This is a genomic window from Streptococcus mitis (assembly GCF_965111725.1).
In the GTDB taxonomy this organism is placed as follows: Bacteria; Bacillota; Bacilli; order Lactobacillales; family Streptococcaceae; genus Streptococcus; species Streptococcus mitis_DV.
The window spans coordinates 287,493-311,139 of sequence record NZ_OZ217341.1; the positions used below are offsets into that span (position 1 = coordinate 287,493).

Below are 23,647 nucleotides of genomic sequence, written 5' to 3' on the forward strand. Positions count from 1 at the left end.
GTATTAGTCTCTGGTGTTTGTTTAGCGTCTTAAAAAGACATTTGAGAAGATTAGAAAAAGTTCTCTCTTTTCTCCTAGTATAATGATTGGTAGGAAGGGAGAGAAAAGATGAAATCAATGAGAATCTTATTTTTGTTAGCTTTAATTCAAATCAGTTTGAGTAGCTGTTTCCTATGGAAAGAATGCATCTTGTCCTTTAAACAAAGTACAGCTTTTTTCATCGGAAGTATGGTCTTCGTTTCAGGAATCTGTGCTGGAGTAAATTATCTTTATACCCGTAAGCAAGAAGTCCATAGTGTCCTAGCCAGTAAGCAGTCAGTGAAGCTTTTTTACAGTATCTTGCTCTTAATTAACTTGTTAGGAGCTGTTCTTGTCCTGTCAGATAACTTGTTCATCAAAAATACGCTGCAGCAAGAATTAGTTGACTTTTTATTGCCATCCTTTTTCTTTCTATTTGGGCTAGATTTGTTGATTTTTTTACCCTTGAAAAAATACATGCGTGATTTGCTTGCTATGCTAGATAGAAAAAAGACAGTGTTGGTGACTATTTTAGCAACACTTCTCTTCTTAAGAAATCCAATGACCATTGTCTCTCTTTTGATTTATATTGGACTGGGCTTGTTTTTTGCAGCCTACCTTGTCCCAAATTCTGTTAAAAAGGAAGTTTCCTTTTATGGTCATATTTTCCGAGATCTTGTATTGGTCATTGCTACGCTCATTTTCTTTTAGGGAAAGCCTGTTTTTATGGATGTTATGATGGTAATACTCTTCGAAAATCAAATTCAAACTACGTCAACGTCGCCTTGCCGTACTCAAGTACAGCCTGCGGCTAGTTTCCTAGTTTGCTCTTTGATTTTCATTGAGTATAAGTTTAGCAGGAAAATAGACACAAAAGAAAAGTTTTTGGTATAATAAGAATATGTACACAAAAAATGAAGAAGAGCTACAAGCCTTAGGGGAGCGTTTGGGTCATCTATTAGAAAAGAATGATGTTTTAATTCTAACTGGAGAACTGGGTGCAGGTAAAACGACCTTTACTAAAGGACTTGCTAAAGGTTTACAGATTTCTCAAATGATTAAGAGTCCCACCTATACTATCGTAAGAGAGTATGAGGGGCGTCTTCCGCTTTACCATTTAGATGTTTATCGTATTGGAGGAGATGCGGATTCTATCGACTTGGATGAGTTTCTCTTTGGTGGCGGCGTGACTATTATTGAGTGGGGCAATCTCTTAGGAGATGCCTTGCCAGATACTTATTTAGAGTTGGAAATTCTAAAAGAAGAAGACGGTCGTAGATTACATTTCCAAGCAAAGGGTTTGCGTGCAGAAAAACTCTTAGAGGAGCTTCAACATGGAGTATGAATTGCTCATTAGAGAAGCAGAGCCTAAAGATGCAGCTGAATTAGTGGCTTTTTTAAATCGTGTGAGTTTGGAGACAGATTTCACCAGCCTAGACAGAGATGGTATTCTCTTGACCAGTGAGGAGATGGAAATATTCCTAAACAAGCAAGCTAGTTCGGACAATCAGATAATCTTACTTGCATTCTTAAATGGTAAAATTGCAGGTATTGTAAATATTACAGCTGACCAGCGTAAGAGAGTACGTCATATTGGAGATCTCTTCATTGTGATTGGAAAAAGATATTGGAATAATGGCTTGGGAAGTTTGTTGCTAGAAGAAGCGATAGAGTGGGCACAAGCAAGTGGCATTCTTTGTAGACTGCAACTTACTGTTCAAACTCGTAATCAAGCTGCAGTTCATCTTTATCAAAAGCATGGCTTTGTCATTGAAGGTCGCCAAGAGCGTGGAGCATATATAGAAGAAGGGAAATTTATCGATGTTTACTTGATGGGTAAACTGATAGATTAGTAGAAATATGATTAAAAAAATTATTGGAATGGTGCTAGCTTTACTTTCTGTAACTGTAGTAGGAGCAGGTATTTTTGCTTATACTATTTATCAACAAGGGACAGAAACCTTAGCTAAAACCTATAAAAAAATCGGCGAAGAAACCAAGGTTATTGAAGCGACTGAACCTCTAACCATTCTGTTAATGGGAGTGGACACTGGAAATGCTGAACGAACTGAAACTTGGGTCGGTAGAAGTGATAGCATGATCTTGATGACAGTGAATCCTAAAACGAAAAAAACAACGATGATGAGTTTAGAGCGGGATATTCTGACCCGCATTGAATCAGGGAATGGTCAGGCTCATGAAGCGAAACTGAATTCAGCATATGCAGATGGTGGAGCAGAGCTTGCTATAGAAACCATTCAAAAAATGATGAATATCCATATTGATCGCTATGTGATGGTCAATATGAAAGGGTTGCAAAAACTAGTGGATGCAGTAGGTGGTATTACAGTCAATAATACCCTAGGTTTCCCAATTTCTATCAGTGACCAAGAAGAATTTAATACCATTTCTATCGGTGTTGGGGAGCAGCATATTGGGGGAGAAGAAGCCCTAGTCTATGCACGAATGCGTTACCAAGATCCTGAGGGGGATTATGGTCGTCAAAAACGTCAACGTGAAGTTATTCAAAAAGTCATGGAAAAAGCCCTCAGTTTAAATAGCGTTGGTCATTATCAAGAGATTCTAAAAGCTTTGAGTGACAATATGCAGACCAATATTGATTTGTCTGCAAAAAGTATCCCTAACTTGCTAGGCTATAAAGATTCATTTAAAACCATTGAAACTCAGCAGTTGCAGGGTGAAGGAGAGATGCTTCAAGGTGTTTCTTACCAGATTGTTTCGAGAGCCCATATGTTGGAAATGCAAAATCTACTCCGACGTTCTTTGGGACAAGAAGAAGTCACTCAGCTTGAAACCAATGCGGTCTTATTTGAAGATTTATTTGGCAGAGCACCTGTTGGTGATGAAGATAATTAACTTTTGATACAAATAAAAAATCAATCGTGGGAAATTTCCTGCGATTTTTTCAAAAAAATACGAATAGATAGGTAGGAGGAAACATGAAAGCAGAAATCATTGCTGTTGGAACAGAGATTTTGACAGGACAGATTGTCAACACCAATGCTCAGTTTTTGTCGGAAAAACTAGCTGAGATTGGAGTAGACGTATATTTTCAGACGGCTGTAGGAGACAATGAAGCTCGTCTCTTGTCTTTACTTGAGATTGCCAGTCAACGTAGCAGTCTGGTGATTTTGACAGGCGGTTTGGGACCAACTGAGGACGATTTGACCAAACAAACTCTGGCTAAATTTTTAGGGAAAGAATTAGTCTTCGATCCTCAGGCACAGGAGAAGTTGGATATCTTTTTTGCCCAGAGACCAGACTATGCCCGAACACCGAATAACGAAAGACAGGCTCAAATTGTAGAAGGAGCGACTCCACTGCCCAACGAAACAGGACTGGCTGTTGGAGGAATCTTAGAAGTTGATGGAGTGACCTACGTCGTCCTTCCAGGTCCGCCAAGTGAATTGAAACCTATGGTCTTAAACCAACTTCTACCCAAGTTGATGACAGGGAGCAAGCTGTATTCCCGAGTTCTTCGTTTCTTTGGGATTGGCGAGAGCCAGCTGGTGACGATTTTGGCTGATTTGATTGATAATCAGACCGATCCGACCTTGGCACCTTATGCCAAGACAGGAGAGGTAACCTTGCGTCTGTCAACAAAGGCTAGCAGTCAAGAAGAAGCGAATCAAGTGCTGGATATTTTGGAAAATCAAATCTTGGATCGCCAGACCTTTGAAGATCTTTCTTTACGAGAACTTTGTTATGGTTATGGGGAAGAGACTAGATTAGCCAGCATTGTGGTAGAAGAACTGAAAAAGCAAGGGAAAACCATCACTGCAGCCGAGAGTTTGACGGCAGGGCTTTTCCAAGCTACTGTAGCGGATTTTTCTGGAGTTTCAAGTATATTTAAGGGTGGTTTTGTAACCTATAGCTTGGAGGAGAAATCAAAGATGTTGGATATTCCTGCCAAGGATTTGGAAGAACAGGGTGTAGTGTCTGAATTTACAGCTCAGAAGATGGCTGAGCAGGCACGAAGCAAGACCCAATCTGATTTTGGAATTAGTTTGACTGGAGTGGCAGGACCAGATAGCCTAGAAGGGCACCCAGCTGGGACAGTCTTCATAGGCTTGGCGCAAGAGCAAGGAACTGAGGTTATCAAGGTGAATATTGGAGGCAGAAGTCGAGCAGATGTACGTCATATTGCGGTTATGCATGCCTTTAACCTAGTTCGCAAGGCTTTATTAAGTGACTAACTTTTGATATAATAGTAAATAGGTCTTAGGATCATTAGAATGTAGGAGAATAGAATGGCGAAAAAACCAAAAAAATTAGATGAAATTTCAAAAAAATTCGGGGCAGAACGTGAAAAAGCCTTGAATGACGCTCTTAAATTGATTGAGAAAGACTTTGGTAAAGGATCAATCATGCGTTTGGGTGAACGTGCGGAGCAAAAGGTGCAAGTGATGAGCTCAGGTTCTTTGGCTCTTGACATTGCTCTTGGTTCGGGTGGTTATCCTAAGGGACGTATCATCGAAATCTATGGACCAGAGTCATCTGGTAAGACAACAGTTGCCCTTCATGCAGTTGCACAAGCGCAAAAAGAAGGTGGGATTGCTGCCTTTATCGATGCGGAACATGCCCTTGATCCAGCTTATGCTGCGGCTCTTGGTGTTAACATTGACGAATTGCTCTTGTCACAACCAGACTCAGGAGAGCAAGGTCTTGAGATTGCAGGAAAATTGATTGACTCAGGTGCAGTTGACCTTGTCGTGGTCGACTCAGTTGCAGCCCTTGTACCTCGTGCGGAAATTGATGGAGATATCGGAGATAGCCACGTTGGTTTGCAGGCTCGTATGATGAGCCAAGCCATGCGTAAACTTGGTGCTTCTATCAATAAAACCAAAACAATTGCCATCTTTATCAACCAATTGCGTGAAAAAGTTGGAGTGATGTTTGGAAATCCAGAAACAACTCCTGGTGGACGTGCTCTGAAATTCTATGCTTCAGTCCGTTTGGATGTTCGTGGTAATACACAAATTAAGGGAACTGGTGACCAAAAAGAAACCAATGTCGGTAAAGAAACTAAGATTAAGGTTGTAAAAAATAAGGTAGCTCCACCGTTTAAGGAAGCCGTAGTTGAAATTATGTACGGAGAAGGAATTTCTAAGACTGGTGAACTCTTGAAGATTGCAAGCGACTTGGATATTATCAAAAAAGCAGGAGCTTGGTATTCTTACAAAGATGAAAAAATTGGGCAAGGTTCTGAGAATGCTAAGAAATACTTGGCAGAGCACCCAGAAATCTTTGATGAAATTGATAAGCAAGTCCGTTCTAAATTTGGCTTGATTGATGGAGAAGAAGCTTCAGAACAAGATACTGAAAACAAAAAAGATGAAGCAGTTCAAGCAGATTCTGTGAATGAAGAAGTAACTCTTGACCTAGGCGATGAGCTTGAAATCGAAATTGAAGAATAAGCTGTCAAAGTAGTGGAGAAATCCACTGCTTTTTCAGTTTGTTGTTCAAGTTTTCAGATTGCCTACAGTTTGCTGTTTCTTGTCGCTCCACTAGAAAGCTGATATAATAGCCTTATGAATAAAAAACGAACAGTGGACTTGATACATGGTCCGATTCTTCCCTCGCTCTTAAGCTTCGCCTTCCCAATCTTACTGTCTAATATCTTTCAACAGCTCTATAATACTGCTGATGTCTTGATTGTTGGGCGTTTTCTTGGTCAAAATTCCTTGGCTGCAGTAGGGGCGACGACAGCAATTTTTGACCTGATTGTAGGTTTTACTCTTGGTATTGGTAATGGCATGGGGATTGTCATTGCCCGTTATTACGGGGCTCAGAATTTCACTAAAATCAAGGAAGCAGTAGCAGCCACCTGGATTTTAGGTGCTCTTTTGAGTGTTGTAGTGATGCTGCTGGGCTTTCTTGGTCTCTATCCTCTTTTACAGTACCTAGATACCCCTGCTGAAATTCTCCCTCAGTCCTATCAATATATTTCTATGGTTGTGACTTGTGTTGGTGTCAGCTTTGCTTATAATCTTTTTGCAGGCTTGTTGCGGTCTATTGGTGACAGTCTGGCAGCTCTGGGATTTCTGATTTTCTCTGCCTTGGTTAATGTGGTTCTGGATCTCTATTTCATTACGCAATTGCATCTGGGAGTTCAATCCGCGGGACTTGCTACCATTATTTCGCAAGGCTTATCAGCGGTTCTTTGCTTTTATTATATCCGTAAGAGTGTGCCAGAACTTTTGCCTCAACTCAAACATTTCAAATGGAACAAGGCCTTGTATGCGGATCTCTTGGAGCAAGGTTTGGCTATGGGTTTGATGAGTTCAATTGTTTCCATCGGCAGTGTGATTTTACAGTCTTCTGTCAATACTTTTGGTGCAGTGATTATTAGTGCCCAGACGGCAGCTCGACGCATTATGGCCTTTGCCCTTCTTCCTATGACTGCTATTTCTGCCTCGATGACGACCTTTGCTTCTCAGAATCTAGGAGCTAAGCGACCAGACCGCATTGTTCAAGGTCTTCGAATCGGCAGTCGTTTAAGTATATCCTGGGCAGTTTTTGTTTGTGTCTTCCTCTTTTTTGCTAGTCCAGCCTTGGTTTCCTTCTTGGCTAGTTCGACAGATGGTTACTTGATAGAAAATGGAAGTCTCTATCTGCAAATCAGCTCAGCTTTTTATCCCATTTTGAGCCTCTTGTTGATTTATCGCAATTGCTTGCAGGGCTTGGGGCAAAAGATCCTTCCTCTGGTTTCTAGCTTTATCGAACTAATCGGGAAAATTGCTTTTGTGATCTTGATTATCCCTTGGGCAGGCTATAAGGGAGTTATCCTTTGCGAACCCCTCATCTGGGTTGCCATGACCATCCAACTGTATTTCTCACTGTTTCGTCACCCCTTGATAAAAGAAGGCAAGGCCATCTTGGCAACCAAAGTGCTCTCCTAGCTGTATTTGCTGAATAAAATCCATTTCCTCTAGTGAAAATCGAAAAAAACTTGTGCTGTCATCTTTAGTTTGGTCTTGAAAATAGTTTAATATACTTTTGACTTCTTTTATATGATATAATGTATTTATTAAAAGGACATATAGAGACTGTAAAAATATACTTTTGAAAAGCTTTTTAGTCTGGGGTGTTATTGTAGATAGAATGCAGACCTTGTCAGTCCTATTTACAGTGTCAAAATAGTGCGTTTTGAAGTTCTATCTACAAGCCTAATCGTGACTAGGATTGTCTTCTTTGTAAGGTAGAAATAAAGGAGTTTCTGGTTCTGGATTGTAAAAAATAAGTTGTTTTAATTGATAAGGAGTAGAATATGGAAATTGATGTGAGTAAATTAAGAACAGATTTGCCTCAAGTCGGCGTGCAACCATATAGGCAAGTTCATGCCCATTCCACAGGCAACCGTAACTCAACGGTGCAAAATGAGGCTGACTACCATTACAGAAAAGATCCTGAATTGGGCTTCTTTTCTCATGTAGTCGGTAATGGTCGTGTTATGCAGGTAGGACCTGTTGATAATGGTGCCTGGGACGTTGGGGGCGGTTGGAATGCAGAAGGTTATGCACAAGTTGAACTGATTGAAAGCCATGAATCAAAAGAAGAGTTTCTGATTGACTATCGTCTCTATATCGAACTCTTGCGCAATCTAGCGGATGAAGCTGGTATACCGAAAACACTTGATACAGACGACTTGGCAGGTATCAAGACACACGAATATTGCACCAATAACCAACCTGACAACAACTCAGATCACATTGACCCCTATCCTTATCTTGCCAAATGGGGTATTAGCCGTGAGCAGTTTAAGCAGGATATTGAAAACGGCTTGACGATTGAAGCAGGATGGCAACAGAACGATACTGGCACCTGGTATGTACACTCAGACGGCTCTTATCCAAAAGATAAGTTTGAGAAAGTCAATGGTACCTGGTATTACTTTGACGGTTCAGGATATATGCTTGCAGACCGCTGGAAGAAGCACACAGACGGCAACTGGTACTGGTTTGACCAGTCAGGCGAAATGGCGACAGGCTGGAAGAAAATCGCTGAGAAGTGGTACTATTTCGATGGAGAAGGTGCTATGAAAACAGGCTGGATCAAATACAAGGAGACTTGGTACTATCTTGATAGTCAAAATGGGGACATGGTTTCTAATGCCTTTGTCAAATCAAATGATGGATGGTATTACCTTAAAGAAGATGGTACGATAGCAGAAAAACCAGAATTTACAGTCGAGCCTGAAGGCTTGATAACAGTAAAATAATAATGGAATGTCTTTCAAATCAGAACAGCGCATATTATTAGGTCTTGAAAAAGCTTAATAGTATGCGTTTTCTTGTGGAGATATTTCCTTCAATTTTTGCTATTATATTAAATAAAAATCAAAAAGCAAACTAGAAAGCTATGCTCAAATAAAATCTAAATTTGACAATGTAAACCGAGTCGGATAGCTTTAAGTACTGTTTTGAGGTTGAAGATACGATTTTTGATAGGAACTCATCAAATAGGTTTAATATCATCACTTTTGGATTTTTAAGCAACATCAATAAATTGCTTTCTTGTTTTGTCATAATTTTTTTATTTAAAAAATTGACTTTATGACAAGGGTGTGCTATTCTTTTTATGAGAGGTGTATGAATATGATAAATGTATGTGATGTTGGAAAAAGAATAAAAGAACTTAGAATATCTTCAAATCTTACTCAAGATAAGATTGCTGAATATTTGTCTTTGAATCAAAGCATGATTGCCAAAATGGAAAAAGGTGAAAGGAATATCACGTCGGATGTTATTGAGAAACTATCTGCCCTGTTTTGCTGTACGGTTGACTATCTTTTGTTTGGCGAACAAGCTGAACAACAGTGTGTCATATCGTTTAGAAAAAATAAAATAGTAGACCAAGATCTTAAAGTTTTAGCGAAAATCAATAAAATTGTATTGAATCAATTTGAGATAGATCAGCTATTGGAGACAAAATAAATGATTGATAAAATGGATTTAAGTAATAAAGCTTCAAATCTTAGAAAAAAGTTGGGAGCTGATGGTGAAGCGCCGATAGATATTTTTAAATTGGTACAAAAGATAGAAAATTTGACGCTGGTATTTTATGGACTCGGAAAGAATATTAGCGGAGTCTGTTATAAAGGAACTCAGTCCAGTCTCATTGTAATCAATTCAGACATGTCATTAGGAAGGCAAAGATTTTCTTTAGCACATGAACTGTATCATCTTTATTATGATGAGGTGAAGAAGAGTTCAGTCAGTTTTATTTTGATTGGTGAAGGAGATGAAACTGAAAGAAAAGCGGATCAGTTTGCTTCTTATTTTTTAATTTCCCCATCTTCACTGTATAGGATGGTTGAGGAAATAAGAGAAAATGCCAATAGAACTCATCTTGAAGTAGAAGATATTATAAAATTAGGTCAGTTTTATGGTATCAGTCATAAAGCTATGTTATATAGATTGCGGAATGATGGATACCTTGATGCAGAAGAAATTAAAAATATGGATATTAGTGTTATAGAGACAGCTTCAAGATTAGGCTATGATACAAGTTTATATCGTCCTTTGTCAGAAAGTAAAAAGGAAATGGTATTAGGATACTATATTAAATCGACTGAACAACTTTTAGAAAATAACAGAATTTCGCAAGGGAAGTATGAGGAACTGCTATTAGATGCTTTCAGATATGATATTGTATATGGGCTAGATGAAGAGGGGGAGTTGTCGTTTGACTAGTCGTGTATTTATTGATACAGATTGTATTTCAGCATTTTTATGGGTTGGCACTGAACATCTTTTAGAAAAGCTCTATTCGGGTAAAATTGTTATTCCACAAGAGGTGTATGATGAAATCAATATACCTACAATTCCCCATTTAAAATCTAGGATAGACCAGTTAGTAGCTAAGGGTTCAGCTGAGATTGTGAGTATAGACATTGGAACTGAGGAATACGCATTATATAGAAATTTAACAAGAAATCATGATAGTAACAAGGTTATTGGTAAGGGAGAAGCGGCTTCTATTTCCTTAGCGAAAAAGCATAATGGGATATTAGGAAGTAATAACCTAAGAGATGTTCAACCATATGTAGAAGAATTTTCTTTAGAACATATGACAACAGGAGATATACTGGTTGAAGCGTTTAAAGCGCAATTTATTACTGAACAAGAGGGCAATCATATCTGGAATAATATGCTTAAAAAGAGAAGGAAAATTGGGGCGGCTTCTTTTTCAGACTATCTTCGTGGAAGTGTTCATTAAACTAGACAAAAATAAATTTGGATAAATCGAACTTACTATTCAGGAGGAATATGAGCAATTCGAAGAAGAAAAGTGTCAAATTGAGCCTATAAGAGTAGAAATGACCTGCATAGGGGATGAGAGAAAAGTTCTCCTTGAAGTTTCCCTGAACTATCAGTCGCATATCAAACGATATGCAGGGTGATGTGAGAGGGGATAGCGAGTAGTTTTTGGTTATTTTATCAAAAAAACTTGTATTTTATCATACTGAATGATAAAATACAAGAAAAATAGTAGAATAAAGGAAAGCTTTTCTAAAATGTGTATCTCCCCACAGGATTCGTTCTTGTGGGATTTTTTTCGTTAAAGAAAGCGATAAATATTGACTTTTTTAAAGAAAGATGTCATAATTAAGTTGGAAAAAACGTAAAAGTATCACTTTTCTCGTTATCCCGACTCCCAAAACGTCGTTAAACAGCTCGGCAATCCATGGAGACATGGACACATAGTAGTAAGCACGCTATGTGGCTTGGCAGAGCTAAAAACTGTTCCCTTGCGATAAGCCTAATAAGCACAACATAGGGAGTTAGAGAAGCCGACTCTAATCATCCACTTTGGGCAGTAGTGAGAACTGCCCCGTGCTTTTTTTATTTTGAGAAAATATGGAGTTTGTCGTTGAAATTACTTGATTGTATTTTAGATTATCAAGAGAAATTCTATGGAAAAACATGTCAAGTATCAACGAATTATAAGCATTTAGAGACTTTCGAAGTAGATTTTTGCTTGACTGATTTACATCACTTATTTGGCTTGCACAAAATCACACGAGATTATGCTAGTCAAACAATACCTGCTATTCAAGCTGGTGTTTTTATTTTGGAAGAATATAAAAATAATCCCATGTACAACGATGTTATAGAAAGGATATCTTTGTATAGTTTTATCGGTGATATCTTCTATTCTAAGATAACGAGTTGTTGTATCCTAGCCAAAGATTTATCTAAAAACACTATGAAGTTGGACGTCATATTTTTTGAAGATAGAAATAAAAGATCCGCAATTTTAGGTTTGCGAAGAGATAAAAGTGGAGTGTTTAAACCGGTTACTCTACATTTTACAAGCGCTAAGAAATATGCTAAAGTTCGTAAAACAGATGTGAAAGAAATTAAATGGTTATAAAAAAAACTTTTCGCAGGCTTCGGCTTGCGTTTTTTTGTTTGATAAAATTAAAAAAATGTGCAAAAATAAGTAGAATTGAAAACAGGAAAAAACACCTCCTTTCGATTCGCCAAGCCTCTTCGCAAGGCAATGAGGGGGCGGAGAGACGCGCTCGTCAACAGAAGTATCTCATTGGAAATGTTGCTCACTTTTTTAGTGAGCTTTTTATTTAAGGAATAGGAATGAAAAATAAGAAGTTAAAATTATACTCAATGAAAATCTCTTCAAACCACGTCAGCGTCGCCTTGCAGTCTGTATCTTACTGACCAAGCTATGATGGACTTAAATAGGTGATTTGGAGCGTCCTAGTGGCTAGGAAATGCTGATCATAGTCCTTTGCTGAGGATAGGGTGTAACACTCAACTGTTGACCTAATTGATAGGAAGGGAATTACTATAAAATACTCAGGTTTCCATCATATTTCTTGAAACGATTGTGTAATTAAAATGTAACAATATTGTAATATTGGCGCAAAAAGGTGTTGTACATATATAAATGTAGTATAACTGTTTCGCTATTTGTTAAAAAACAGGCTGTATCAAAAGGTTTTATATGTCTGTGCATATATATATATATATATATATATATATATATATAATGTCGCTTTTTTCTTGCATTTCCTGACTCTATACTATCAGCGATGGGGTTGATTTGTATGTCAGAAGTGTTACTATATAATTGATATATTATCGTCTGTTGGCTTTTTGCGCGCTTTCTAAGCTTGGGGAAGCTCTCAGACGAGGAAAGGATTCACTTATGTTCAAGAAAAAGAATGATGGTAATGGAGAGAAAATTTTCCGTTATTCCATTCGTAAATACCATTTTGGGGCTGCTAGCGTTGCGGTTGCGGCTCTGATGTTCTTTGCAAATGGGGTGCAAGCGCAGGCACCGGCAGTATCTTCGGCAACAGCCAGTGATGTAGTTGCTGGATCTGCTGGAACACCAGATAAGGATAAGCAGGAGTCAGATGGGGAAGAGCCAGAGAAGGTCTCTCAGACTGAACCGTCGGCTGAGCTCCAGTCTACAGGGGAGTCAAACTCTCCAGAGACTAAAGCCGAGGACGCTAGTAAGGGGCAGGAAACAGATGCCCTTGCTCCTACCAAACCAGAGACGAAGCCAGCTGCTCAAGAAACTTCTCAATCAGAGAGAGAAAAAGAGCAAGACCAGCCCACATCTACCACTAAAACGACAGAAGCTAAATCACTCCAAGGCACTCTGCAAACTTTGTTGGCAAATCTAACGCTAGACTCCATGAAAGCGCTCCACGATGAAGTGGAATCGCGTCTAGCAGCAGCTAAGGCAGTTTTGGACGACCCAAATGCGACGCAAGCGCAGGTTGATGAGCAAGTAAGACTGATGGAAGAACTGACGAGCCGTGTCAATCAAGCCTTGGAGCCATCGCTACCAAAATTGATAGACTTGGGTGAAGCAAGTTCGACAAATAATAAGCTTGTCGAACCAAACGGAACTGCAACTGAGCAAGCAACTGGTGGAAAGCGTCGTAAAAGAGGTGGTTTGAGCCAAGCCACACCAGCTGTAGATCAGGCGAATCCAGAAACTGTAGGTAACTCAGAAAAAACTGAATCTAGTGAAAAGCCTAGTCGACAAGAACTCCCAACCTACACTAATACGACAGACGGTGAAAACGGCGTCTATGGACTAAAAAAGGAATTGGAGGATATTACCAAGGAGCTTCGACAGTACGGAGCGTCGGAAGATAAAATCCAAGCAGCAAAAGCAGCAGCTGATAAGTTTAATGAAGCCTTTTCTAAAGGTGATACCATTAGCCAAGAAGATTTTGCCGCTGCCCTAGTCGACCTGAAAAAATCCCGAGACCTCATCGAAGGAGTGCTGGAAGAAAAATATGGAGAAGAGACTACAGCTGGAGGAGTAACCCTGCAACCACGTGATGGTGGCTACTCTGACTTTCGTAGTGCTAACTATAGTGGAAGGTCTGCAAGAGCTGCAAGAGCTGCCGAAAACTACTCTGAGGACTTTAAACGCGCTAGAGAAAGTTACTTTGAAAGGTCAGGCGATAAGGGAAAATCTCCTTATGATAAGTATACCTATGTATTCTTCTCAGACAGACGTCCAAGAAATGAAGCGACGGCACCTGTATTAGAGGCTGAAAGGTATATTAAAGCTACGGTGACATCAACAAGGGATGGTTTCCATTGGGTGTTTGAGGTTAATGGAGGGCATAGGATGATGCCTGGGAATACTCAGGTCTGGTTTACTATTCCTTCGGGTCAAACGTTCAAACGTAATTCAGATGGTTTGACCATAACAGAAAAAAGTGGAGGAAGTACATCTACGTCTCCAAATAGTAGTAGCATTTTAAATCTACTACAGCAACCCAGAGCACAATTTGGTAGGGTTACTAAAGGAACTCCTCAGTCTAGTGGTGTTAATAATAGATTCGGATTAGATCCAATGCCTAGTGGGAGTTTAAATGATCTGGCTAGGAGAGGGCCTCGTGGGACTAACCCTTATGAAAGAAGAGCTGAAAGTCGGGAAGATCAGAACATTTCAGATGAAAAGTTCACACAGATTAATTCGAGTTCGGGAGAGTTGTATTACTTTGAATTGCCGAATAGTGATAGAAAATACACGTTTTCATTTGACACTGTTGGGAACAATGATATTAAAAAATTGGACTATGCTGCTGGTTTGAGAGGGAGAGAAGGGAGAGAACTGTTTCTGGTAAACCAATGGCATAGTAGAACATATGTCGAGGCAAAAGGTGATGCCAAGGATGAAATAGAGAAAGCGAGACGAGTAAAAAACGACTCTATTAGCAAGAATAAAAATTTATCCCAAGTGGAGCAAAATGGCGCCACTAGTAAAGTTGATATTTATGCACGGAATGCTACAAGAGAGATTGACAATGCCGACAGCCTTATTAAGGTGGAGGATGCCTTGCAACGGGGATTGGATAATATCAACGGCGTGAACCCAGTCGGAAAAGAGTTGCCGAAACAAGCCCTACAACAAAAAGCTCAAGCTAAGAAAGCGGCGTTGGCAAGAGTCGAACACTTGACTACAGAAGAGTTGAACGAAGCCAATCGCAAAGTTGATGAAGCCTTAAGAAAAGCAGAGGGCGAAGTCGATAAAGCTAAGACACAAACTGCTGTAGATACTGCGAAGACTACTGGTATTGGAGAAATCGATAAGGTTAGTGCAACCGCGACAGCCAACGCCAACGCTAAGCAAGCCCTACAACAAAAAGCTCAAGCTAAGAAAGCGGCGTTGGCAAGAGTCGAACACTTGACTACAGAAGAGTTGAACGAAGCCAATCGCAAAGTTGATGAAGCCTTAAGAAAAGCAGAGGGCGAAGTCGATAAAGCTAAGACACAAACTGCTGTAGATACTGCGAAGACTACTGGTATTGGAGAAATCGATAAGGTTAGTGCAACCGCGACAGCCAACGCCAACGCTAAACAAGCCCTACAACAAAAAGCTCAAGCTAAGAAAGCGGCGTTGGCAAGAGTCGAACACTTGACTACAGAAGAGTTGAACGAAGCCAATCGCAAAGTTGATGAAGCCTTAAGAAAAGCAGAGGGCGAAGTCGATAAAGCTAAGACACAAACTGCTGTAGATACTGCGAAGACTACTGGTATTGGAGAAATCGATAAGGTTAGTGCAACCGCGACAGCCAACGCCAACGCTAAGCAAGCCCTACAACAAAAAGCTCAAGCTAAGAAAGCGGCGTTGGCAAGAGTCGAACACTTGACTACAGAAGAGTTGAACGAAGCCAATCGCAAAGTTGATGAAGCCTTAAGAAAAGCAGAGGGCGAAGTCGATAAAGCTAAGACACAAACTGCTGTAGATACTGCGAAGACTACTGGTATTGGAGAAATCGATAAGGTTAGTGCAACCGCGACAGCCAACGCCAACGCTAAACAAGCCCTACAACAAAAAGCTCAAGCTAAGAAAGCGGCGTTGGCAAGAGTCGAACACTTGACTACAGAAGAGTTGAACGAAGCCAATCGCAAAGTTGATGAAGCCTTAAGAAAAGCAGAGGGCGAAGTCGATAAAGCGAAAGACCAAACTGCTGTAGATACTGCGAAGACTACTGGTATTGGAGAAATCGATAAGGTTAGTGCAACCGCGACAGCCAACGCCAACGCTAAGCAAGAACTGCAAACGAAAGCGCAAGCTAAGAAAGCGGCGTTGGCAAGAGTCGAACACTTGACTACAGAAGAGTTGAACGAAGCCAATCGCAAAGTTGATGAAGCCTTAAGAAAAGCAGAGGGCGAAGTCGATAAAGCGAAAGACCAAACTGCTGTAGATACTGCGAAGACTACTGGTATTGGAGAAATCGATAAGGTTAGTGCAACCGCGACAGCCAACGCCAATGCTAAGCAAGAACTGCAAACGAAAGCGCAAGAGAAGAAAGCGGAGTTGGCGAGAGTCGAACACTTGACTACAGAAGAGTTGAACGAAGCCAATCGCAAAGTTGATGAAGCCTTAAGAAAAGCAGAGGGCGAAGTCGATAAAGCGAAAGACCAAACTGCTGTAGATACTGCGAAGACTACTGGTATTGGAGAAATCGATAAGGTTAGTGCAACCGCGACAGCCAACGCCAATGCTAAGCAAGAACTGCAAACGAAAGCGCAAGAGAAGAAAGCGGAGTTGGCGAGAGTCGAACACTTGACTACAGAAGAGTTGAACGAAGCCAATCGCAAAGTTGATGAAGCCTTAAGAAAAGCAGAGGGCGAAGTCGATAAAGCGAAAGACCAAACTGCTGTAGATACTGCGAAGACTACTGGTATTGGAGAAATCGATAAGGTTAGTGCAACCGCGACAGCCAACGCCAACGCTAAGCAAGAACTGCAAACGAAAGCGCAAGAGAAGAAAGCGGAGTTGGCGAGAGTCGAACACTTGACTACAGAAGAGTTGAACGAAGCCAATCGCAAAGTTGATGAAGCCTTAAGAAAAGCAGAGGGCGAAGTCGATAAAGCGAAAGACCAAACTGCTGTAGATACTGCGAAGACTACTGGTATTGGAGAAATCGATAAGGTTAGTGCAACCGCGACAGCCAACGCCAACGCTAAGCAAGAACTGCAAACGAAAGCGCAAGAGAAGAAAGCGGCGTTGGCGAGAGTCGAACACTTGACTACAGAAGAGTTGAACGAAGCCAATCGCAAAGTTGATGAAGCCTTAAGAAAAGCAGAGGGCGAAGTCGATAAAGCGAAAGACCAAACTGCTGTAGATACTGCGAAGACTACTGGTATTGGAGAAATCGATAAGGTTAGTGCAACCGCGACAGCCAACGCCAACGCTAAGCAAGAACTGCAAACGAAAGCGCAAGAGAAGAAAGCGGAGTTGGCGAGAGTCGAACACTTGACTACAGAAGAGTTGAACGAAGCCAATCGCAAAGTTGATGAAGCCTTAAGAAAAGCAGAGGGCGAAGTCGATAAAGCTAAGACACAAACTGCTGTAGATACTGCGAAGACTACTGGTATTGGAGAAATCGATAAGGTTAGTGCAACCGCGACAGCCAACGCCAATGCTAAGCAAGAACTGCAAACGAAAGCGCAAGAGAAGAAAGCGGAGTTGGCGAGAGTCGAACACTTGACTACAGAAGAGTTGAACGAAGCCAATCGCAAAGTTGATGAAGCCTTAAGAAAAGCAGAGGGCGAAGTCGATAAAGCGAAAGACCAAACTGCTGTAGATACTGCGAAGACTACTGGTATTGGAGAAATCGATAAGGTTAGTGCAACCGCGACAGCCAACGCCAACGCTAAGCAAGAACTGCAAACGAAAGCGCAAGAGAAGAAAGCGGAGTTGGCGAGAGTCGAACACTTGACTACAGAAGAGTTGAACGAAGCCAATCGCAAAGTTGATGAAGCCTTAAGAAAAGCAGAGGGCGAAGTCGATAAAGCGAAAGACCAAACTGCTGTAGATACTGCGAAGACTACTGGTATTGGAGAAATCGATAAGGTTAGTGCAACCGCGACAGCCAACGCCAACGCTAAGCAAGAACTGCAAACGAAAGCGCAAGAGAAGAAAGCGGAGTTGGCGAGAGTCGAACACTTGACTACAGAAGAGTTGAACGAAGCCAATCGCAAAGTTGATGAAGCCTTAAGAAAAGCAGAGGGCGAAGTCGATAAAGCTAAGACACAAACTGCTGTAGATACTGCGAAGACTACTGGTATTGGAGAAATCGATAAGGTTAGTGCAACCGCGACAGCCAACGCCAACGCTAAGCAAGAACTGCAAACGAAAGCGCAAGAGAAGAAAGCGGAGTTGGCGAGAGTCGAACACTTGACTACAGAAGAGTTGAACGAAGCCAATCGCAAAGTTGATGAAGCCTTAAGAAAAGCAGAGGGCGAAGTCGATAAAGCGAAAGACCAAACTGCTGTAGATACTGCGAAGACTACTGGTATTGGAGAAATCGATAAGGTTAGTGCAACCGCGACAGCCAACGCCAACGCTAAGCAAGAACTGCAAACGAAAGCGCAAGCTAAGAAAGCGGCGTTGGCAAGAGTCGAACACTTGACTACAGAAGAGTTGAACGAAGCCAATCGCAAAGTTGATGAAGCCTTAAGAAAAGCAGAGGGCGAAGTCGATAAAGCGAAAGACCAAACTGCTGTAGATACTGCGAAGACTACTGGTATTGGAGAAATCGATAAGGTTAGTGCAACCGCGACAGCCAACGCCAACGCTAAGCAAGAACTGCAAACGAAAGCGCAAGCTAAGAAAGCGGCGTTGGCAAGAGTCGAACACTTGACTACAGAAGAGTTGAACGAAGCCAATCGCAAAGTTGATGAAGCCTTAAGAAAAGCAGAGGGCGAAGTCGATAAAGCGAAAGACCAAACTGCTGTAGATACTGCGAAGACTACTGGTATTGGAGAAATCGATAAGGTTAGTGCAACCGCGACAGCCAACGCCAACGCTAAGCAAGAACTGCAAACGAAAGCGCAAGAGAAGAAAGCGGCGTTGGCGAGAGTCGAACACTTGACTACAGAAGAGTTGAACGAAGCCAATCGCAAAGTTGATGAAGCCTTAAGAAAAGCAGAGGGCGAAGTCGATAAAGCGAAAGACCAAACTGCTGTAGATACTGCGAAGACTACTGGTATTGGAGAAATCGATAAGGTTAGTGCAACCGCGACAGCCAACGCCAACGCTAAGCAAGAACTGCAAACGAAAGCGCAAGAGAAGAAAGCGGCGTTGGCGAGAGTCGAACACTTGACTACAGAAGAGTTGAACGAAGCCAATCGCAAAGTTGATGAAGCCTTAAGAAAAGCAGAGGGCGAAGTCGATAAAGCGAAAGACCAAACTGCTGTAGATACTGCGAAGACTACTGGTATTGGAGAAATCGATAAGGTTAGTGCAACCGCGACAGCCAACGCCAATGCTAAGCAAGAACTGCAAACGAAAGCGCAAGAGAAGAAAGCGGAGTTGGCGAGAGTCGAACACTTGACTACAGAAGAGTTGAACGAAGCCAATCGCAAAGTTGATGAAGCCTTAAGAAAAGCAGAGGGCGAAGTCGATAAAGCTAAGACACAAACTGCTGTAGATACTGCGAAGACTACTGGTATTGGAGAAATCGATAAGGTTAGTGCAACCGCGACAGCCAACGCCAACGCTAAGCAAGAACTGCAAACGAAAGCGCAAGAGAAGAAAGCGGAGTTGGCGAGAGTCGAACACTTGACTACAGAAGAGTTGAACGAAGCCAATCGCAAAGTTGATGAAGCCTTAAGAAAAGCAGAGGGCGAAGTCGATAAAGCGAAAGACCAAACTGCTGTAGATACTGCGAAGACTACTGGTATTGGAGAAATCGATAAGGTTAGTGCAACCGCGACAGCCAACGCCAACGCTAAGCAAGCCCTACAACAAAAAGCTCAAGCTAAGAAAGCGGCGTTGGCAAGAGTCGAACACTTGACTACAGAAGAGTTGAACGAAGCCAATCGCAAAGTTGATGAAGCCTTAAGAAAAGCAGAGGGCGAAGTCGATAAAGCTAAGACACAAACTGCTGTAGATACTGCGAAGACTACTGGTATTGGAGAAATCGATAAGGTTAGTGCAACCGCGACAGCCAACGCCAACGCTAAACAAGCCCTACAACAAAAAGCTCAAGCTAAGAAAGCGGCGTTGGCAAGAGTCGAACACTTGACTACAGAAGAGTTGAACGAAGCCAATCGCAAAGTTGATGAAGCCTTAAGAAAAGCAGAGGGCGAAGTCGATAAAGCGAAAGACCAAACTGCTGTAGATACTGCGAAGACTACTGGTATTGGAGAAATCGATAAGGTTAGTGCAACCGCGACAGCCAACGCCAACGCTAAGCAAGAACTGCAAACGAAAGCGCAAGCTAAGAAAGCGGCGTTGGCAAGAGTCGAACACTTGACTACAGAAGAGTTGAACGAAGCCAATCGCAAAGTTGATGAAGCCTTAAGAAAAGCAGAGGGCGAAGTCGATAAAGCGAAAGACCAAACTGCTGTAGATACTGCGAAGACTACTGGTATTGGAGAAATCGATAAGGTTAGTGCAACCGCGACAGCCAACGCCAATGCTAAGCAAGAACTGCAAACGAAAGCGCAAGAGAAGAAAGCGGAGTTGGCGAGAGTCGAACACTTGACTACAGAAGAGTTGAACGAAGCCAATCGCAAAGTTGATGAAGCCTTAAGAAAAGCAGAGGGCGAAGTCGATAAAGCGAAAGACCAAACTGCTGTAGATACTGCGAAGACTACTGGTATTGGAGAAATCGATAAGGTTAGTGCAACCGCGACAGCCAACGCCAACGCTAAACAAGCCCTACAACAAAAAGCTCAAGCTAAGAAAGCGGCGTTGGCAAGAGTCGAACACTTGACTACAGAAGAGTTGAACGAAGCCAATCGCAAAGTTGATGAAGCCTTAAGAAAAGCAGAGGGCGAAGTCGATAAAGCTAAGACACAAACTGCTGTAGATACTGCGAAGACTACTGGTATTGGAGAAATCGATAAGGTTAGTGCAACCGCGACAGCCAACGCCAATGCTAAGCAAGAACTGCAAACGAAAGCGCAAGAGAAGAAAGCGGCGTTGGCGAGAGTCGAACACTTGACTACAGAAGAGTTGAACGAAGCCAATCGCAAAGTTGATGAAGCCTTAAGAAAAGCAGAGGGCGAAGTCGATAAAGCGAAAGACCAAACTGCTGTAGATACTGCGAAGACTACTGGTATTGGAGAAATCGATAAGGTTAGTGCAACCGCGACAGCCAACGCCAACGCTAAGCAAGAACTGCAAACGAAAGCGCAAGAGAAGAAAGCGGCGTTGGCGAGAGTCGAACACTTGACTACAGAAGAGTTGAACGAAGCCAATCGCAAAGTTGATGAAGCCTTAAGAAAAGCAGAGGGCGAAGTCGATAAAGCGAAAGACCAAACTGCTGTAGATACTGCGAAGACTACTGGTATTGGAGAAATCGATAAGGTTAGTGCAACCGCGACAGCCAACGCCAATGCTAAGCAAGAACTGCAAACGAAAGCGCAAGAGAAGAAAGCGGAGTTGGCGAGAGTCGAACACTTGACTACAGAAGAGTTGAACGAAGCCAATCGCAAAGTTGATGAAGCCTTAAGAAAAGCAGAGGGCGAAGTCGATAAAGCGAAAGACCAAACTGCTGTAGATACTGCGAAGACTACTGGTATTGGAGAAATCGATAAGGTTAGTGCAACCGCGACAGCCAACGCCAACGCTAAGCAAGAACTGCAAACGAAAGCGCAAGAGAAGAAAGCGGAGTTGGCGAGAGTCGAACACTTGACTACAGAAGAGTTGAACGAAGCCAATCGCAAAGTTGATGAAGCCTTAAGAAAAGCAGAGGGCGAAGTCGATAAAGCGAAAGACCAAACTGCTGTAGATACTGCGAAGACTACTGGTATTGGAGAAATCGATAAGGTTAGTGCAACCGCGACAGCCAACGCCAACGCTAAGCAAGAACTGCAAACGAAAGCGCAAGAGAAGAAAGCGGCGTTGGCGAGAGTCGAACACTTGACTACAGAAGAGTTGAACGAAGCCAATCGCAAAGTTGATGAAGCCTTAAGAAAAGCAGAGGGCGAAGTCGATAAAGCTAAGACACAAACTGCTGTAGATACTGCGAAGACTACTGGTATTGGAGAAATCGATAAGGTTAGTGCAACCGCGACAGCCAACGCCAATGCTAAGCAAGAACTGCAAACGAAAGCGCAAGAGAAGAAAGCGGAGTTGGCGAGAGTCGAACACTTGACTACAGAAGAGTTGAACGAAGCCAATCGCAAAGTTGATGAAGCCTTAAGAAAAGCAGAGGGCGAAGTCGATAAAGCGAAAGACCAAACTGCTGTAGATACTGCGAAGACTACTGGTATTGGAGAAATCGATAAGGTTAGTGCAACCGCGACAGCCAACGCCAATGCTAAGCAAGAACTGCAAACGAAAGCGCAAGAGAAGAAAGCGGAGTTGGCGAGAGTCGAACACTTGACTACAGAAGAGTTGAACGAAGCCAATCGCAAAGTTGATGAAGCCTTAAGAAAAGCAGAGGGCGAAGTCGATAAAGCGAAAGACCAAACTGCTGTAGATACTGCGAAGACTACTGGTATTGGAGAAATCGATAAGGTTAGTGCAACCGCGACAGCCAACGCCAACGCTAAGCAAGAACTGCAAACGAAAGCGCAAGAGAAGAAAGCGGAGTTGGCGAGAGTCGAACACTTGACTACAGAAGAGTTGAACGAAGCCAATCGCAAAGTTGATGAAGCCTTAAGAAAAGCAGAGGGCGAAGTCGATAAAGCGAAAGACCAAACTGCTGTAGATACTGCGAAGACTACTGGTATTGGAGAAATCGATAAGGTTAGTGCAACCGCGACAGCCAACGCCAACGCTAAGCAAGAACTGCAAACGAAAGCGCAAGAGAAGAAAGCGGAGTTGGCGAGAGTCGAACACTTGACTACAGAAGAGTTGAACGAAGCCAATCGCAAAGTTGATGAAGCCTTAAGAAAAGCAGAGGGCGAAGTCGATAAAGCGAAAGACCAAACTGCTGTAGATACTGCGAAGACTACTGGTATTGGAGAAATCAGTAAGGTCAGTGCCACAGCAAGCGCCAACAATGGTGGCAACACTAATAACGGTGGCAACACCAACAATGGTGGCAACACTAACAATGGTGGCAACACTAATAACGGTGGCAACACCAACACCGGTGGCAACACTAACAATGGTGGTAACACTAATAACGGTGGCAACACTAACAATGGTGGTAACACTAATAACGGTGGCAACACTAATAACGGTGGCAACACTAACAATGGTGGTAACACCAACACCGGTGGTAACACTAACAATGGTGGTAACACCAACACCGATGGTAACACTAACAATGGTGGTAACACTAACAACGGTGGTAACACCAACAACGATGGCAACACTAACACCAGTGTGACACTACCAGCCCGTAGCCGTAGAAGTGTGGCTTTCTCTGGAGGCGCACAGTCTAGTCAAGCTGAAACTGTTGATAAATCAGTCTTAAGAGATTTGATTCAAGACTTGGAAACTCGTTTGAAAGACTTGGATGGTATTGATCAATCTGCCATCGACGCTGCGAAGGTCATTCTCGGAGAAGGTCAAGCAGCCCTTAGAAATGCTGACTTGACAGAGGCAGGTTTGAAAGAGATGACTGCCAAGGTTAAAGAAGCTCTCGAATCCTTGAAAGGCAAGCAAACGACTAAGGATGAAGAAACGAAAGAAACAAGCAAAGAGCAAGGTCATCTTCCATATGGTACGATGATTACTAGCCTGCTCGCCCTTCTTGGTCTCCTTCTCTTCCTCATCGCTCGTCGTAAGAAAGAGTCAGAACTCAAGAAATTGACCAAGGAATTGACTAAGGTTCTGCAAGAAAGCGACCTTACAAATGTAGATGCGAAAGTTCTCGATAAAGCACGAGAAGCTCTCGCTCAAGCAGTTGCCTTCCTAGCCAATGAGAAAGAGTCTGACCACACAGAAGATGAGTTGATTGAGAAACTCAAAGCTATTCTTGCTCAGTTAAGATAAGCAAAGTTTAGACGAGTCGGAAACTAGCTAGAATAGTGATTGATAGAATGTTGGAAAAACTCAATTTGAGGTGAACATTCAGAAAATCTTTCTCTGATAAAACGCATAATATCAAGCTTTTTAAGGCAAGGTATTATGCGCTTTTATCATTTTGAAACTTTTTGTTCTATCCTATTTGTGATATTTTTCCCTTATT

The 23,647-nt window shown here is 42.0% G+C and carries 12 protein-coding genes and 1 pseudogene; all 13 read left to right on the forward strand.

Annotated elements, in window-relative coordinates; all coding sequences use genetic code 11:
* The first annotated feature begins 108 nt into the window (after positions 1-108).
* Positions 109-729, forward strand: coding sequence for a hypothetical protein (locus ACLV7Q_RS01515; protein WP_049532500.1), 621 nt, complete (start codon positions 109-111; stop codon positions 727-729).
* Between the two features lie 190 nt (positions 730-919).
* Positions 920-1,363 (forward strand): tRNA (adenosine(37)-N6)-threonylcarbamoyltransferase complex ATPase subunit type 1 TsaE, encoded by a 444-nt coding sequence (gene tsaE / locus ACLV7Q_RS01520; protein ID WP_218757209.1) that lies wholly within the window; start codon positions 920-922, stop codon positions 1,361-1,363.
* Positions 1,353-1,871, forward strand: a complete 519-nt coding sequence (locus ACLV7Q_RS01525) for a GNAT family N-acetyltransferase (protein ID WP_218757208.1) — start codon at positions 1,353-1,355, stop codon at positions 1,869-1,871. The genes tsaE and ACLV7Q_RS01525 overlap by 11 nt, the downstream gene beginning before the upstream one ends.
* Positions 1,872-1,878: 7 nt before the next feature.
* Positions 1,879-2,895: a biofilm formation/cell division transcriptional regulator BrpA gene (brpA, locus tag ACLV7Q_RS01530; protein WP_218757207.1), complete on the forward strand. Its 1,017-nt coding sequence runs from the start codon at positions 1,879-1,881 to the stop codon at positions 2,893-2,895.
* A gap of 83 nt (positions 2,896-2,978) precedes the next feature.
* Complete coding sequence (locus ACLV7Q_RS01535) at positions 2,979-4,235, forward strand: competence/damage-inducible protein A (protein ID WP_218757206.1); 1,257 nt, start codon at positions 2,979-2,981, stop codon at positions 4,233-4,235.
* A 54-nt stretch (positions 4,236-4,289) separates the two neighbouring features.
* Positions 4,290-5,456, forward strand: coding sequence for a recombinase RecA (recA, locus tag ACLV7Q_RS01540; RefSeq protein WP_050234077.1), 1,167 nt, complete (start codon positions 4,290-4,292; stop codon positions 5,454-5,456).
* Between the two features lie 114 nt (positions 5,457-5,570).
* Positions 5,571-6,941 (forward strand): MATE family efflux transporter, encoded by a 1,371-nt coding sequence (locus tag ACLV7Q_RS01545; protein ID WP_218757205.1) that lies wholly within the window; start codon positions 5,571-5,573, stop codon positions 6,939-6,941.
* 368 nt (positions 6,942-7,309) lie between these two features.
* Entirely contained in the window at positions 7,310-8,260 is a 951-nt protein-coding gene (locus ACLV7Q_RS01550; RefSeq protein WP_049524692.1) for an N-acetylmuramoyl-L-alanine amidase family protein, read from the forward strand.
* 370 nt (positions 8,261-8,630) lie between these two features.
* Positions 8,631-8,975: a helix-turn-helix domain-containing protein gene (locus ACLV7Q_RS01555; RefSeq protein WP_050086717.1), complete on the forward strand. Its 345-nt coding sequence runs from the start codon at positions 8,631-8,633 to the stop codon at positions 8,973-8,975.
* A 12-nt stretch (positions 8,976-8,987) separates the two neighbouring features.
* The gene (locus ACLV7Q_RS01560; protein ID WP_343236525.1) at positions 8,988-9,734 is read left to right on the forward strand and encodes an ImmA/IrrE family metallo-endopeptidase; all 747 of its coding nucleotides are present in this window, start codon (positions 8,988-8,990) and stop codon (positions 9,732-9,734) included.
* Positions 9,727-10,149, forward strand: a pseudogene (locus ACLV7Q_RS01565) (hypothetical protein); the annotation flags it as partial. The gene ACLV7Q_RS01560 and the pseudogene ACLV7Q_RS01565, both read left to right, overlap by 8 nt.
* A gap of 765 nt (positions 10,150-10,914) precedes the next feature.
* Entirely contained in the window at positions 10,915-11,418 is a 504-nt protein-coding gene (locus ACLV7Q_RS01570; RefSeq protein ID WP_173303203.1) for a PBECR4 domain-containing protein, read from the forward strand.
* Between the two features lie 795 nt (positions 11,419-12,213).
* The gene (locus tag ACLV7Q_RS01575) at positions 12,214-23,451 is read left to right on the forward strand and encodes a DUF1542 domain-containing protein (RefSeq protein ID WP_411865978.1); all 11,238 of its coding nucleotides are present in this window, start codon (positions 12,214-12,216) and stop codon (positions 23,449-23,451) included.
* Positions 23,452-23,647 lie beyond the last annotated feature (196 nt).

Coding starts and splice junctions, on each gene's coding strand:
- ACLV7Q_RS01575 (WP_411865978.1), top strand. CDS start 12,214: ATGTTCAAGAAAAAGAATGATGGTAATGGAGAGAAAATTTTCCGTTAT.
- brpA (WP_218757207.1), top strand. CDS start 1,879: ATGATTAAAAAAATTATTGGAATGGTGCTAGCTTTACTTTCTGTAACT.
- ACLV7Q_RS01560 (WP_343236525.1), top strand. CDS start 8,988: ATGGATTTAAGTAATAAAGCTTCAAATCTTAGAAAAAAGTTGGGAGCT.
- ACLV7Q_RS01535 (WP_218757206.1), top strand. CDS start 2,979: ATGAAAGCAGAAATCATTGCTGTTGGAACAGAGATTTTGACAGGACAG.
- ACLV7Q_RS01550 (WP_049524692.1), top strand. CDS start 7,310: ATGGAAATTGATGTGAGTAAATTAAGAACAGATTTGCCTCAAGTCGGC.
- ACLV7Q_RS01555 (WP_050086717.1), top strand. CDS start 8,631: ATGAATATGATAAATGTATGTGATGTTGGAAAAAGAATAAAAGAACTT.
- ACLV7Q_RS01515 (WP_049532500.1), top strand. CDS start 109: ATGAAATCAATGAGAATCTTATTTTTGTTAGCTTTAATTCAAATCAGT.
- tsaE (WP_218757209.1), top strand. CDS start 920: ATGTACACAAAAAATGAAGAAGAGCTACAAGCCTTAGGGGAGCGTTTG.
- ACLV7Q_RS01525 (WP_218757208.1), top strand. CDS start 1,353: ATGGAGTATGAATTGCTCATTAGAGAAGCAGAGCCTAAAGATGCAGCT.
- ACLV7Q_RS01545 (WP_218757205.1), top strand. CDS start 5,571: ATGAATAAAAAACGAACAGTGGACTTGATACATGGTCCGATTCTTCCC.
- recA (WP_050234077.1), top strand. CDS start 4,290: ATGGCGAAAAAACCAAAAAAATTAGATGAAATTTCAAAAAAATTCGGG.